This is a genomic window from uncultured Blautia sp. (assembly GCF_902497045.1).
Classification (GTDB): Bacteria; Bacillota; Clostridia; order Lachnospirales; family Lachnospiraceae; genus Blautia_A.
This window is the reverse complement of the sequence record NZ_CABVDF010000005.1, coordinates 1-13,380: the sequence shown is the minus strand read 5'-3', so window position 1 is coordinate 13,380 and position 13,380 is coordinate 1. Positions and strand designations below refer to the sequence as shown.

Annotated in this window: 12 protein-coding genes; 10 read left to right on the top strand and 2 right to left on the bottom strand. The window is 43.9% G+C overall.

Annotation, left to right across the window (positions count from 1 at the left end; translation table 11 throughout):
• Nucleotides 1-9 precede the first annotated feature (9 nt).
• The 7 genes from dxs to RDS42_RS01170 all read left to right on the top strand — a co-directional run bounded on the left by dxs (nucleotide 10) and on the right by RDS42_RS01170 (nucleotide 8,479).
• Nucleotides 10-1,893, top strand: a complete 1,884-nt coding sequence (gene dxs, locus RDS42_RS01200; RefSeq protein WP_308781991.1) for a 1-deoxy-D-xylulose-5-phosphate synthase — start codon at nucleotides 10-12, stop codon at nucleotides 1,891-1,893.
• Entirely contained in the window at nucleotides 1,890-2,699 is an 810-nt protein-coding gene (locus tag RDS42_RS01195; RefSeq protein WP_308781990.1) for a TlyA family RNA methyltransferase, read from the top strand. Before dxs ends, RDS42_RS01195 begins: the two co-directional genes overlap by 4 nt.
• Nucleotides 2,700-2,711: 12 nt before the next feature.
• Nucleotides 2,712-3,572: an NAD(+)/NADH kinase gene (locus tag RDS42_RS01190; RefSeq protein WP_308781989.1), complete on the top strand. Its 861-nt coding sequence runs from the start codon at nucleotides 2,712-2,714 to the stop codon at nucleotides 3,570-3,572.
• 21 nt (nucleotides 3,573-3,593) lie between these two features.
• Nucleotides 3,594-4,046 (top strand): arginine repressor, encoded by a 453-nt coding sequence (argR, locus tag RDS42_RS01185; protein ID WP_308781988.1) that lies wholly within the window; start codon nucleotides 3,594-3,596, stop codon nucleotides 4,044-4,046.
• 12 nt (nucleotides 4,047-4,058) lie between these two features.
• Nucleotides 4,059-5,744: a DNA repair protein RecN gene (gene recN, locus RDS42_RS01180; RefSeq protein ID WP_308781987.1), complete on the top strand. Its 1,686-nt coding sequence runs from the start codon at nucleotides 4,059-4,061 to the stop codon at nucleotides 5,742-5,744.
• Between the two features lie 79 nt (nucleotides 5,745-5,823).
• On the top strand, nucleotides 5,824-7,026 hold the full coding sequence (gene spoIVB / locus RDS42_RS01175) for a SpoIVB peptidase (protein ID WP_308781986.1): 1,203 nt from the start codon (nucleotides 5,824-5,826) through the stop codon (nucleotides 7,024-7,026).
• A gap of 220 nt (nucleotides 7,027-7,246) precedes the next feature.
• Nucleotides 7,247-8,479: an ATP-binding protein gene (locus tag RDS42_RS01170; protein ID WP_308781985.1), complete on the top strand. Its 1,233-nt coding sequence runs from the start codon at nucleotides 7,247-7,249 to the stop codon at nucleotides 8,477-8,479.
• 144 nt (nucleotides 8,480-8,623) lie between these two features.
• On the opposite strand, the gene RDS42_RS01165 is transcribed toward RDS42_RS01170, so the two are convergent.
• On the bottom strand, nucleotides 8,624-10,003 hold the full coding sequence (locus tag RDS42_RS01165; protein WP_308781984.1) for a HAMP domain-containing sensor histidine kinase: 1,380 nt from the start codon (nucleotides 10,001-10,003) through the stop codon (nucleotides 8,624-8,626).
• On the bottom strand, nucleotides 10,000-10,695 hold the full coding sequence (locus tag RDS42_RS01160) for a response regulator transcription factor (protein ID WP_308781983.1): 696 nt from the start codon (nucleotides 10,693-10,695) through the stop codon (nucleotides 10,000-10,002). The genes RDS42_RS01165 and RDS42_RS01160 overlap by 4 nt, the downstream gene beginning before the upstream one ends.
• Nucleotides 10,696-10,866: 171 nt before the next feature.
• On the opposite strand from RDS42_RS01160, the gene RDS42_RS01155 reads away from it, so the two are divergent.
• From RDS42_RS01155 to RDS42_RS01145, 3 genes are read left to right on the top strand one after another with little or no spacing between them, the layout of a single operon-like run.
• Nucleotides 10,867-11,790, top strand: a complete 924-nt coding sequence (locus tag RDS42_RS01155) for an ABC transporter ATP-binding protein (RefSeq protein WP_308781982.1) — start codon at nucleotides 10,867-10,869, stop codon at nucleotides 11,788-11,790.
• Nucleotides 11,774-12,580 (top strand): ABC transporter permease, encoded by an 807-nt coding sequence (locus RDS42_RS01150; RefSeq protein WP_331682950.1) that lies wholly within the window; start codon nucleotides 11,774-11,776, stop codon nucleotides 12,578-12,580. Before RDS42_RS01155 ends, RDS42_RS01150 begins: the two co-directional genes overlap by 17 nt.
• Before the next feature lies 1 nt (nucleotide 12,581).
• The gene (locus RDS42_RS01145; protein WP_308781980.1) at nucleotides 12,582-13,355 is read left to right on the top strand and encodes an ABC transporter permease; all 774 of its coding nucleotides are present in this window, start codon (nucleotides 12,582-12,584) and stop codon (nucleotides 13,353-13,355) included.
• Nucleotides 13,356-13,380 lie beyond the last annotated feature (25 nt).

Sequence of the window (13,380 nt, the reverse complement as noted above, 5' to 3'; positions counted from 1 at the left end):
ATACGGAGGATGTTGGAAAAGATCAATAAGCCAAATGACATTCATAAGATCGCACTGGCAGATTTTCCAGAACTGGCAGCAGAGATCCGGCAGTTTCTGATCCGGTCTGTAAGCCATACAGGCGGTCATCTGGCATCAAATCTGGGTGTTGTAGAGCTGACTCTTGCCCTTCATAACGTTCTGGATCTTCCACAGGATAAAATTATCTGGGATGTGGGGCATCAGGCATATACACATAAAATACTTACGGGAAGAAAAGACGGCTTTGCCAATCTTCGGAAAGAAGGCGGCATGAGCGGATTTCCAAAAAGAAAGGAAAGCGACTGTGATTCCTTTGATGCAGGCCACAGCTCAAATTCCATTTCCGCAGGTCTTGGATATGTACGTGCAAGAGACCTTCAAGGCCAGAATTACCGGGTAGTGTCTGTGATCGGAGATGGTTCTCTGACAGGAGGCATGGCCTATGAGGCTATGAATAATGCAGCAGAGCTGAAGACGAATTTTATTATTGTATTGAATGACAATAATATGTCCATTTCAAAAAATGTAGGAGGCATTTCCTCTTATCTAAGTGCACTAAGGACAGCAGAAGCCTATACCGGGATGAAAATGAACACTACGAAGGCGCTGAAAAAAATACCGAAAGTGGGACCGGCTATTGTAGATACTATGCGAAAGACAAAAAGCAGTATCAAACAGCTGATCATACCGGGCATGTTTTTTGAAAATATGGGAATCACTTATCTGGGACCGGTAGACGGCCATAATATGCGGCAGATGATGAGGCTTTTTAATGAGGCAAAACGAGTAGAAGGCCCTGTTCTGGTACATGTACTGACAGAAAAGGGACGAGGCTATACTCCGGCCTGTGTTCATCCGGACAGATTTCATGGAACAGGTCCCTTTGATATAAAAACGGGAAAATCATTGTCAGAAAAAAAGATTCCTACTTATACGGATGTTTTTTCAGAGACAATGGCAGCCCTTGGAAAAGAGCAGAAGAAACTGGTAGGCATCACAGCTGCCATGCCGGACGGGACAGGACTTAAGAAATTCGGCAAGCTGTTCCCGGAGCGTTTGTTTGACGTAGGAATTGCGGAAGAACATGCAGTATCCTTTGCGGCAGGTCTTGCTCTTGGAGGTGTCACCCCTGTAGTGGCCATTTATTCATCTTTTCTTCAGAGAGCAGTCGATCAGATCCTGCATGATGTATGCATGCAGAATCTTCATGTGGTTTTTGCCATTGACAGGGCGGGTCTGGTAGGCGCTGACGGCGAGACTCATCAGGGCTGTTTTGACCTTTCCTATCTGACCATGATGCCGAATATGACGGTGATGGCGCCAAAAAATCAATGGGAACTGGAAAAAATGCTGGAATTTGCTGTATGTGCAGCCGGACCATGTGCGATCCGTTATCCCAGAGGCAATGCATACCAGGGTCTGAAAGAATTTAACGGACCTATCCAGTATGGAAAAAGTGAGGTTATTTCCAGAGGAAGCAAAACGGTGATTTTATCCGTGGGGAGCATGACTGCTGTCTGTGAGCAGGTTTTCCATGAGATGAAGGACAGAGGGGACGATCCTACATTTGTAAACGTAAGATTTGTAAAACCTTTGGATACAGCTCTTCTGGATGAGCTGGCAAAAGACCACAGCCTTTTTGTGACTGTGGAGGAAAATGTAAAGAACGGCGGTTTCGGGGAGCATGTGGCATCCTATATGGAAGCCTGCCATCCTAACACAAGAGTTCTTTCTCTTGCTATCTGGAACCGTTTTGTAGAGCACGGGGAGGTAGACAGCCTGAGAGCCAGAGTGGGGCTTTCTCCTGTGGAGATCCTCAGTGCCATAGACAATGAATTATCAGAAGAAAACGGGTATGAGGAAGTAAAATGAAAAAAAGACTTGATCTTTTGATGATGGAGAGGGCGCTTGCCCCCTCCAGAGAAAAAGCAAAGGCATATATTATGTCCGGGGATGTTTATGTGGACGGACAGAAGGAAGATAAAGCAGGGACTATGTTTCCGGAAACTGTAAAAATTGAAGTGAGGGGAAATACCCTTCCTTATGTAAGCCGCGGAGGGCTGAAGCTGGAAAAGGCAATGAATCATTTTGGAGTTGCTCTGGATGGAAAAGTCTGTATGGATGTAGGAGCTTCCACTGGCGGATTTACAGACTGTATGCTGCAGAATGGGGCTGTGAAAGTTTACTCTATTGATGTGGGATACGGTCAGCTTGACTGGAAGCTCAGAAACGACCCTCGAGTAATCTGTATGGAAAAAACAAATATCAGATATGTGGTTCCTGATGATATCCAGGAAGCGGCAGATTTTTCTTCCATAGACGTATCATTTATATCCCTTACAAAAGTTCTGCTTCCGGTAAGAAAACTTCTGACTGAAACAGGAGAGATCGTTTGCCTGATCAAACCTCAGTTTGAAGCAGGAAGAGAAAAAGTTGGAAAAAAAGGTGTGGTCCGTGATCCGGCAGTACATCTTGAGGTGATAGAAAAAGTTATGGAATATGCAATGTCCATTTTCCTGGAACCGGCACATCTTTCCTTTTCACCGATTAAAGGACCTGAGGGAAATATTGAATATCTCCTTCATCTGAAAAAAAGACCGGAAGGTACAGCAGTGGTTTCCTGTCTGGAAACAGCCCCGGAAATAATAGTCCGGGATGCACATGCACAGCTGGATTAAGAAAGGTTTGTTATGGACAGGTTTTATATAATCACAAACAGCGCCAAGGATAAAGAACTGAAACTGACGGGAGAAATCGTTTCCTATCTCAGAAGCCATGGAAAAGAATGTATGGTCCAGCAGGCAGAGAGAAAACTGGAGGGAAGTTATCACTATACGAATCCGGATCTGATTCCGGAGGGAACACAGTGTATTCTGGTTTTGGGAGGAGATGGAACACTTCTGCAGGCAGCAAGGGATGTTGTCCACAGAGAAATCCCTCTTTTGGGAATGAATCTGGGCACGCTGGGATTTTTGGCAGAGGTAGACCGCTATTCCATATACCCGTCTCTGGATCAGCTGATGTCAGATGACTATGAGATAGAAGAACGCATGATGCTTACCGGAAGCGTGTGGAGGGGAGATACACTGATCGGGGAAGATGTTGCCTTAAACGACATTGTAATCTCCAGAGATGGCCCTCTCAGAGTGGTAAGGTTCAAAAATTATGTGAATAATGAATATCTGAATTCTTATAATGCGGATGGAATCATTATTTCCACACCTACGGGATCCACAGGCTACAGTCTGTCATGTGGAGGACCGGTGATATCACCCAATGCGGCAATGACTTTGATGACACCGGTGGCGCCTCATACTATGAATACCAGAAGCATCATATTTCCGGCAGAAGATGTAATCACGGTGGAACTTGGAGAAGGAAGAAGACAGGATCAGGAAAAGGGGCTGGCTTCTTTTGACGGGGATACGGTGATACCAATGGTAACAGGAGACAGGATCATCATAAGAAAAGCAGCGGTCAGCTGCCGGATTCTGAAGCTGAACCATTTGAGCTTTGTAGAGGTCCTAAGACAGAAAATGCGCGATAATTAAGCACCAGACGGAGGGGTTATTGTGAAGGTAGCAAGACATGAAAAAATAAAGGAACTGATCCGGCAGTATGATATTGATACGCAGGAGGAATTGGCTGCCCGTCTGAATGCGGCAGGATTTAAGGTAACACAGGCAACTGTGTCAAGAGATATCCGGGCACTGAAGATGACAAAGGTAGCAGATGGTGAAGGAAAATCCCGATATGCCATTCTTCAGGAACTGCCGTCCGGATTAGGTGATAAATATACCAGAGTGCTTCATGATGCACTTCTTACAATAGATCAGGGACAAAACCTTGTAGTCATAAGGACAGTTCCTGGTATGGCTATGGGAGTAGCTGCAGCGCTGGATGCCCTGGAATGGGAAGAAATCCTGGGCTGCATTGCCGGTGATGATACGGTAATGTGTGCTGCGCGGACAACAGAGGAGGCATCAGGCGTAGTAAAGCGTCTGAAGAGCATTCTGAAGAAATAGAAAGGCGGTAAAATGTTAGTTCATCTGCATGTAAAAAATCTTGCACTGATCCAGGACATCGAAGTGGAATTTGGACCGGGGCTGAATATCCTTACAGGAGAAACCGGAGCGGGAAAATCAATTCTCCTTGGCTCTATGCAGCTGATTCTGGGAGGACGGATCGCAAAAGATATGATACGGGCAGGAGCACCTTATGCATTGGTAGAGCTTCTTTTTCAGGTGGAAAATCAAAAGGCGGAGGCTTCTCTGAAGAATCTGGGGATTGAACTGGAGGATGGGCAGGTGCTTCTTTCACGAAAGGTCACAGATGGAAGAAGTATCAACAAGATCAACGGAGAGACATGTACAGTAAGTCAGATGAAAGCGGCGGCTTCCTGTCTTCTGGATATCCATGGACAGCATGAGCATCAGTCTCTTTTATATCAGGATAAGCAGCTGGAAATCCTGGATGCATATGGAAAGGAAAAAATACAGCCGGCGAAAGAAAAGGTAAGGGAAATTTACGGCACCTATCGCAGCTGTGTGCAGCGGCTGAAAGAACTGGATACAGATGAAGAGCAGAGAAACAGGGAAAAAGCTTTTCTGGAATTCGAAATAGAAGAGATTGAAAAAGCGCATCTGTTATCCGGAGAAGATGAAGAACTGGAAAACTTGTACCGTAAGCTGAATAACGGAAAGCTGATTCTCGAGACACTTCAGACTGTTCACAGCCTGACCGGATACGATCAGGGAGCGGGAGATGCGGCAGGTACTGCGGTCAGAGAGCTTTCAAAGGTAACAGAATATGACCCGCAGCTGGAAATTATGTCACAGTCCCTGCAGGAGATAGATGCTCTTTTAAATGATTTTAACAGAGAAATTTCTTCCTATGTGGAGGATTTAAGTTTTGATGATGAAACTTTTTATGAGACAGAAAGGCGTCTTGATCTGATCAACGGACTGAAGGCAAAATACGGACGTACCATAGAGGAAATCCACGCCTATCAGAAGGGTCAGCAGAAAAAGCTGGAAGAACTTTCCAGATATGAAGAAAATTTCCTGAAAGCAAAGAAAGATCTGAAAAAAACAGAAGAACAGCTTGAAAAAGCCTCACATGTTTTGTCAGAAATCAGGAAAGAATATAGTAAAACACTGACAGAAAAAATCATAGAAGGCCTTCGTGATATGAATTTCCTGGATGTGAAATTCCGTATTGATTTTCAACGGAAGAAAGAATTTTCTGATAATGGAACAGATGAGATAGAATATGAAATTTCCACAAATCCCGGAGAGGATGTAAAGCCGTTGGGAAGGATCGTCTCAGGAGGTGAGCTTTCCAGGATCATGCTGGCCATCAAGGCCATTCTTGCAGACCGGGATCAGATTGAGACACTGATTTTTGATGAGATCGATACAGGTATCAGTGGAAGGACTGCTCAGAAGGTATCGGAAAAAATGGCTGTGATCGGAGCCTGCCATCAGGTTTTGTGCATTACACATCTTCCTCAGATTGCTGCTATGGCAGATACTCATTTTGAAATTGAAAAACATCAGAAAGGGACGGAAACTATTACGGAGATCCATCCTCTGGAAGGTGATGAATCTGTACGGGAGCTTGCAAGGCTTCTTGGAGGAGCGGAGATCACAGATGCTGTTTTTGGCAATGCAAAAGAGATGAAAGAATTGGCACTGGTACATAAAAATACAAGACTGAAATAAAATGTTTCACCGCATAATAAGAGAGGATGACAGGAGACGTCGTCCTCTCTTTTAAATTATGCGGAAAGGATGTGACAGAATGAACAGAAGAAGGTACAGAAAATTTCTTCTGTGGTGTCTGGGACTGGATATCCTTGCTATGGGATGGCTGGGATATCGTTATATAGACCGTAAGGTTCCCGATGAAATATATGTGTCAGAAGGAGAAGACCAGAAGGTAGCGCAGCTTCTGGAACATCCTCTTCTGAAATTTGAGGACGCCATAGCTGTATCCGGAGAAGGAAGTTATCTTCTTCCATGCAGGCTGCTGGGATTTATTCCCTTTAAAGATATAAAGGTAATGCCTGCAGAGAATGGAACTGTCTATGCAAGCGGAAATACAGTAGGGATTTATATGGAAACAGAAGGAGTCCTGATCATTGATACCGGTGAGATAATGACAGAGCAGGGAACCTCTCAGGATCCTGCCAAAAACATTGTAAAGCCTGGAGATTATATAGTGGCATTTAATGAACAGAAGGTCACAAGTAAACAGGAACTGATAGAAGATATCTCTCATTTGGATGGAGATGATGTGACTCTTGACCTATTAAGAGAGGGACAGGAGGTTCCGGTCTCTCTGACACCGGTAAAGGATACAAACGGAGATTATAAGCTTGGGATCTGGGTACGGGATAATACCCAGGGGATCGGTACACTGACTTTTGTAGATAAAGAAGGAAATTACGGTGCTTTAGGGCATGGAATCAGTGATGTGGATACAGGTGAGCTTCTTCATATCAGTGAAGGTTCTCTTTACCAGGCAGAAGTTTTGGGCATACAAAAAGGAGAAAGCGGAAGTCCGGGAGAACTTTCCGGCCTGATACGTTATGAACCGGGAAGAGTTCTGGGAAATATTGATATAAACAGTAAAAATGGAATTTATGGACATATATTTGCCGGAAAGGAAGGGATGTTTCTGAAAAAAATGCCTGTGGCATATAAACAGGAACTGAAAACAGGTCCGGCCTCTCTTTTATGCTGTGTAAATGGAAAGGTACAGGAGTATCAGGCAGAGATAACCCGGATTGATATGAACCACGAGGATACAAATAAAAGCTTTGTGCTCCATGTAACAGATCCGGAACTTTTGGAAGCAACCGGAGGCATCGTCCAGGGAATGAGCGGCAGCCCGATCATTCAGGATGGGAAGCTGGTGGGAGCGGTAACCCATGTTTTAGTTAACGATCCCACGAGAGGATATGGGATTTTTATTGAAAATATGCTGGAAGCGGCGGAATAATAGAGTCAGGCAATGCAAGGAAAAATTGCGTTGCCTGATTTGAGGTTGACTGGTAATTCTAATTATGAGAAAAAAATAGAAACTCGTGCTTCGAATTATATGGATTGCTTTTACATAGCTGCCACTTTCAAAAAATAAAAATATTTATGTTTTTGAAAGTGGCAGCTTGCATATACTATTAGCAGACAGTATAATAAAGACATCTAAACGATTTCAAAAAATGAAAAAAATTCAACTTTTGAAAGTGGGTGTTCATATGAAAACAATTACGAGAGCAAAATATCTTGGTAGAATCATTGAACTGAACGGAACTCCTGACATTAAGATCATCACGGGTATTCGGCGTTCTGGCAAATCGAAATTGATGCAGGCATATATGGAATACCTGAGAAGTCATTTTGAAAACATCAATATTATCTTTATTGACTTCATGGATTTGGCTTATGAAGAGATTAAAGAATACCATGCGCTACACGCTTATGTAGAAGAACATTATCAGGCAGATAAAACAAATTATCTGTTTGTGGATGAGATTCAGATGTGTCCAAGGTTTGAGTTGGCAATCAATAGCTTGTACGCAAAAGGAAAATACGACATCTATGTAACCGGCTCCAATGCTTTTCTGCTAAGTGCGGATTTGGCAACTTTGTTTACTGGACGCTATATTGAAATTCATGTGTTTCCTTTCAGCTTCCAGGAGTATTGCCAATATTACGATGATGTTAGCGATAAAGATAAGCTCTTCGATGATTACTCCATCAAGGGTGGCTTAGCGGGTTCCTATGCATATAGAACCGAAAAAGATAGAAGAAATTATATCAAAGAGGTGTATGAAACAATTGTAACAAGGGACCTGGTACAGAAATACGCGTTGCCTGACACTTTGGTTTTACAGCGTTTGAGCGAGTTCCTAATGGACAATATCAGCAATCTGACATCCCCTAATAAAGTTAGTCAGCTGCTAACAGCGAAGGAAACACCCACTAATCATGTAACCGTTGGCAAGTACATCAAATACTTGTGTAATGCCTTCGTGTTTTATGATGTTAAGAGATATGACATTCGTGGCAAGAAGTACCTCGAAAGCTCTGAAAAATTCTATCTGTGTGACAGTGGCATTCGATATGCAATACTTGGAAGCAGGAACATGGACTATGGCAGAGTTTACGAGAACATGGTTTGTATTGAGCTTCTTCGCCGTGGATACGATGTTTATGTTGGCAAGCTCTATCAAAAAGAAATCGATTTTGTTGCTCAGCGCGGCAGTGAAAAGATTTATATTCAGGTAAGTGACAATATCTCAGAGCAGAAAACATTTGAGAGAGAATATTTGCCTCTGCTTCAGATTCGAGATGCTTATCCAAAAATGATTATTGCCAGAACCAGGCATCCGAAATATAGCTACGAAGGAATTGAAATTTACGATATAGCTGATTGGTTGTTACAAGAATAAGCAATGCAGAATATGGAACAGCGCCCCTGTTTTTTAGCTATAAACGCACAGGTACTTGATACAATTGTGGCAAAAAATCTGAATTTGTAATGAGGTATAGAGAGAGATGGGAAAATATATAATACGTGATGTACAGCAACAGGATTATTCCAAAATAGCAGGAATGTATAATGGCAGTTCCACGGTTACGGTCATTCCCCGGGGAGTGTTTGTGGAAAAGGAAATCTTTCCTCCATGGGCTTTCACGATCTGTTTTACAAGCTTCAGCCCGTTTCCGTGAATGATTTCTCCCTTGTCATTCTGGGTAATGGCAATGGATTCCATATGGTTCAGCTTTTTCAGGAGGGCAGCGTCTGCACTCCGTCCTGTGTCGGCAACGGTGATCCGGCAGTTTTCTTTTTCTGCTGTTACAGATACAAGGATCTGACAGCCCTCTGGATTGTGACGGATACTGTTTCCAATTAGATTGTCAAGCATACGCGTAAGAAGTGAGTGATCTCCCTCAATCGGTGGCGAGTCTGCAGCGTTTCTGATATCCAGTTCCAGCCCGTATTTTGGATCCAGCCCGTTATTAAAAAAATCACTGATGCACTGGCGAACCAGTTCCACAGGATTTATAAAAGTTTTCTTTAAAGGCTGCATGGCATATTCCAGCCTGGAGGCAAGATTAAGATCCGAAATAAGCTGCCGCAGCTTTTCGCCCTGCATACGAATTATTGCAGCCTGATTCCGGATATCAGATGAAAGAGAAGAATCATCCTCCATACTGCCTGCGTAACCAAGAATGACGGAAAGAGGCGTTCGTATATCATGGGAAACACCGCTGATCCACTGGGCTCTTGATGCGTCTTTGCTTTGAAGCATTTTTGCTGTGCGGTTTACTTCTGCGCTGATTTCTGCAAGTTCTCCCTTTTCTTCTAATGAAACAGTTTTTCCTTTAGCCAGGGCGCTGATTCCTGTAAGGATGGGGCCTATGGCTTTTTCTACGTTATGAGTGTTTTTCCAGAACAGAAGAAGCATGAAAAGAAGATTGGCAGACAAAATTACAAAAATTCCAAGAAGACAGGAGGAAAGGTAACGGCTGTCCATGGAGAAATTATATTTCTGCATACTGCCTTTCGGATAAGCGGTCACAAATAACCCCAGAGGATGTTCCCATACATAGACCGGATATTCCTGCAGGTACCATCGGCTGAATTTGGCGATTTCTGTGGCTGTATAGCTTCGAGGAAGGGGTTCTGGCATTCCCTCATCCCACAGGACAGTACCATTGTCATCCAGAAGCATGGCCCAGCAGTGATTTTCAGTGAGGATTTTTTTTACCTGAGGATCAGCGCAGATGACTCCGTTACTTTCGGTTATTCTCTCAGCAAGCTGTGCAACAGGCAGCTTCGGAGCTGAGGAGCTTTTGTAGGAGATAATAAGGACGGTAAGAGCAAGAAAAATATTTATGGATAAAAACAGCAGCAGCAGTCCCATAGTGGACAGAAAATATTTACGAAAAAAACGCTGTATGGAATTCATCGGTTTTCCTCCCTGGTTATGAGCTTGTAGCCCAGTCCTTTGATGGTGATAAGAGAGACAGGGGCAGACGGATTGGATTCGATTTTTTCGCGCAAATGACGGATATGGGTCATCAGAGTAGATTCATAGCCCTGCCAGATCTCTCCGCAGGCAGTCTGGCAGAGAGAACCAATAGTAACGATCCGATCTGCATTTTCTGCAAGCTTTAGAAATACGGCGTATTCTTTTGCAGTAAGCCGAAAGACTTCTTTTCCTTTTCGTACTTCGGCTTTGTCCAGATCCACCTGGGAGGCTGCCAGCGTGACAATACGGTTTCCTTCCGGATAGACACGTTTCAGGATTGCGGTAACCCGAAGCAGAAGCTCTCTGGGCAAAAATGGCTTTACCAGATAGTCGTCTGCACCTAATTCCAGTCCGGTACAGCGGTCTTCCGGCTCGCCTTTTGCAGTCAGCATTAAAACCGGCATACTGCTGACTTTACGGATTTCTTTTAAAAGCGCAAACCCATCCATTCCCGGCATCATCACATCAAGGACAGCCATAGCCGGCATTTTGACAGAAAGAATTTTCAGAGCCGCTTCAGCGGAGGCGGCAGTCATGATCTGGGTAAATCCTGCCCGTTCAAAAATTTTGCGTATCATGATCAGAAGCTCCTGTTCATCATCCACAATGAGGATTGGTTTTTCATACATAGAAGTTCCTCCTGATTTTAGAATTTCTAAAAAAGCTTCTTATATTATACATCTGCCATCAGTTTCTGCATAGTATTCCCTGTTAAATCTCAAGGTAAACTCAAGGCAGTCTCCATAAAAGCTCAAGGAAAGTGAGTTAAGATGATATTAAAAATAAAGGAGGCTGTTTTCATGAATGATCTGATAATTGAAACAAAAAAACTGACAAAAATTTACGGGAACCAGAAGAGTGTTTCCGAACTGAGTCTTCATGTACGCCGGGGACGTATCTACGGGCTTTTGGGAAGAAACGGCGCGGGAAAAACAACGACAATGAAAATGCTTCTTGGACTGACAAAACCCACTTCAGGAAAAATCCGTATCTTTGGGGAAGCGTTTCACGACAACGAAAAAAAGGTTCTTCCTCTGGTGGGCAGCCTGATTGAAGCCCCGGGCTTTTATCCGAATCTGACAGGAACAGAGAATCTGAAGATTTTTGCAGAGCTTCGCAGGATCAGAGATCCAAAAGCGATTCAGAAGGCTCTGGAGCTTGTGGGACTGCCATACAGGGATAAGAAGCTTTATTCCCAGTATTCTCTTGGTATGAAACAGAGGCTGTCCATTGCTCTGGCAGTGATGCATGATCCGGAGCTTCTGATTCTGGATGAACCGATTAACGGTCTGGATCCTATTGGCATTGCGGAGATCCGTTCTTTTATCCGTGAGCTTTGTGACGTACAGGGAAAAACGGTTCTGATTTCCAGCCATATTCTTTCGGAAATAGCGCTTCTGGCGGACGATATTGGAATTATTGACCATGGAGTGCTTCTGGAAGAAGAAAGCCTGAAGGAGCTGGAGGAAAAGAACAGGAAGTATGTCCGGTTTGTCCTGTCCGATGCAAAAAGAGCATCGGGACTTCTCTATCAAAATTTTGGAACAGAGTATTTTCAGATAGAGGATCCCCACAGTCTGCGGCTGCTTGATACCTCCCTTCCGGTGGAGTGTATCAACCGTTGCTTTGTAGAAAATGGAATTGAGATCAGGGATGTTCATATGTGTGAAGATACCCTGGAGGATTACTTCAAAAAAGTGACCGGAGGTGTTGGAATTGCTTAGACTGCTCAGATGTGAATTATGGAAATTAAAGAGAAAACGATTTGTTCAGCTTGTGATTGCGGCGGCATTTTTGTTTCCGGTTCTGCTGACGTTCTTTTTTTTGAACTGGGATCCGATCTGGGAAAAGTGCAGTACTCAGGCGGAGGTATTTGACATGATGTGGCAGTCAGTGCTGGGATATGGAATCCAGCTTTTCATGCCCTGTATTCTTGGAATCATTGCGGCGCTTCTGTTTTTTATGGAACGCGACAATGACACCTTCAAAAGTCTGAAAACCATTCCGGTATCAAGTACAAAGCTGGTACTTGCAAAAGTGATACTGTTGTTCCTTTTCAGTGTCGTATTTTGTGTAGCGTCTACAATTACTTCTGTGTTTTGCGGAGGGATCGTCTTTGAGGTACAGGGGATTGGATATAAGCTGTGGATGTCGGTAAAAATGGGAATTTATATTACGGCAGGGACTCTGCCTCTGGTAGCAGTGATTGTTTTTTGCAGCAAATCCTATATTTTTTCTATTCTTTTGTGTGTCTTTTACAGCGTGCTTAATGAGGCGGGAGCTTTTGTAATGGGAGCGCTTCCAAAGGCTGTGGTATATCTGATGCCGGTTCCTCTGACAACCTTATGGAGCGCAGACGACATGCAGAAGCATATGGTGGTCAGTGATCCGAAGGATCTGGAATCTCTTAGAGCGCTGATTCCTGCTGAAGCTGAAGTGGCTGTAATTCTTTTTACAGTTGCTTTTATTTCTGTGATTTTTATGGTAAAGCTTTATCAGAGGAGGGGAGAATAATATGATACGTCTGATCAAAACAGAGCTTATGAAAATGAAGCGCTATCACATTCTCTGGGCAGGGGTGGCGCTGATGCTTTTAACGGTAATTCTGACTTTGTTTACCACCCTGGCGGAAGACGGCACCGTCTGGACATACAGTTTTTTTTCCGAACAGGTGATCAAAAATAATATGCTTATGATTTTTCCCATGTGTATTACTTTAATTACAGGATATATCATTAACTGTGAAATAAAAAACGATACCCTGAAAAGTCTTCTCACGGTTCCGGTGTCTTTTCGTGCCATCCTGACGGCAAAACTGGTTGTTGCCGGGATTTTTTCTGCGGCGCTTGGCTTTGTCTGTGCTGTATTTACAGCTGCCGGATGTTTTGCCGCAGGGATTCCCGGATTTACCGTGGACGGGGCGATTCTTTCTCTTTACCAGCAGGTTGTGGTAAATCTGTTCCTTTATATCTCTGTACTGCCGATCATTATTGCAACCAGCCGCTCCAGGAATGGATTCCTTGGAGGAGTGGCAGTGGCGTTTGTCTATGGATATGCCGGACTTTTTGTGGCAGGGAGCAGCAGGCTTTCCCAGATTTATCCGATTACTGCCAGTCTTGGAATGGCTGGCTATCGAAGCTACGATGCATACTGGAATCTGCCTGTGTGCTGCGCCACTATGGCGGCGGTACAGGCGGTATCCGCAGGAATGATTTTGTGCATGAAGGACAGAGGAATACAGGAGGCAGGAAAAGGAAGAAAGAAATCCCCTGTAAAAAAGGGGTGGTAGGAAAAATTTCCTGCCACATTTTTAT

What these genes read in the sequence shown, in the direction of transcription:
- dxs (WP_308781991.1), top strand. Translation starts at nt 10, where the DNA reads ATGTTGGAAAAGATCAATAAGCCAAATGACATTCATAAGATCGCACTG.
- RDS42_RS01195 (WP_308781990.1), top strand. Translation starts at nt 1,890, where the DNA reads ATGAAAAAAAGACTTGATCTTTTGATGATGGAGAGGGCGCTTGCCCCC.
- RDS42_RS01190 (WP_308781989.1), top strand. Translation starts at nt 2,712, where the DNA reads ATGGACAGGTTTTATATAATCACAAACAGCGCCAAGGATAAAGAACTG.
- recN (WP_308781987.1), top strand. Translation starts at nt 4,059, where the DNA reads ATGTTAGTTCATCTGCATGTAAAAAATCTTGCACTGATCCAGGACATC.
- spoIVB (WP_308781986.1), top strand. Translation starts at nt 5,824, where the DNA reads ATGAACAGAAGAAGGTACAGAAAATTTCTTCTGTGGTGTCTGGGACTG.
- RDS42_RS01170 (WP_308781985.1), top strand. Translation starts at nt 7,247, where the DNA reads ATGAAAAAAATTCAACTTTTGAAAGTGGGTGTTCATATGAAAACAATT.
- RDS42_RS01165 (WP_308781984.1), bottom strand. Translation starts at nt 10,003, where the DNA reads ATGAATTCCATACAGCGTTTTTTTCGTAAATATTTTCTGTCCACTATG.
- RDS42_RS01160 (WP_308781983.1), bottom strand. Translation starts at nt 10,695, where the DNA reads ATGTATGAAAAACCAATCCTCATTGTGGATGATGAACAGGAGCTTCTG.
- RDS42_RS01155 (WP_308781982.1), top strand. Translation starts at nt 10,867, where the DNA reads ATGAATGATCTGATAATTGAAACAAAAAAACTGACAAAAATTTACGGG.
- RDS42_RS01145 (WP_308781980.1), top strand. Translation starts at nt 12,582, where the DNA reads ATGATACGTCTGATCAAAACAGAGCTTATGAAAATGAAGCGCTATCAC.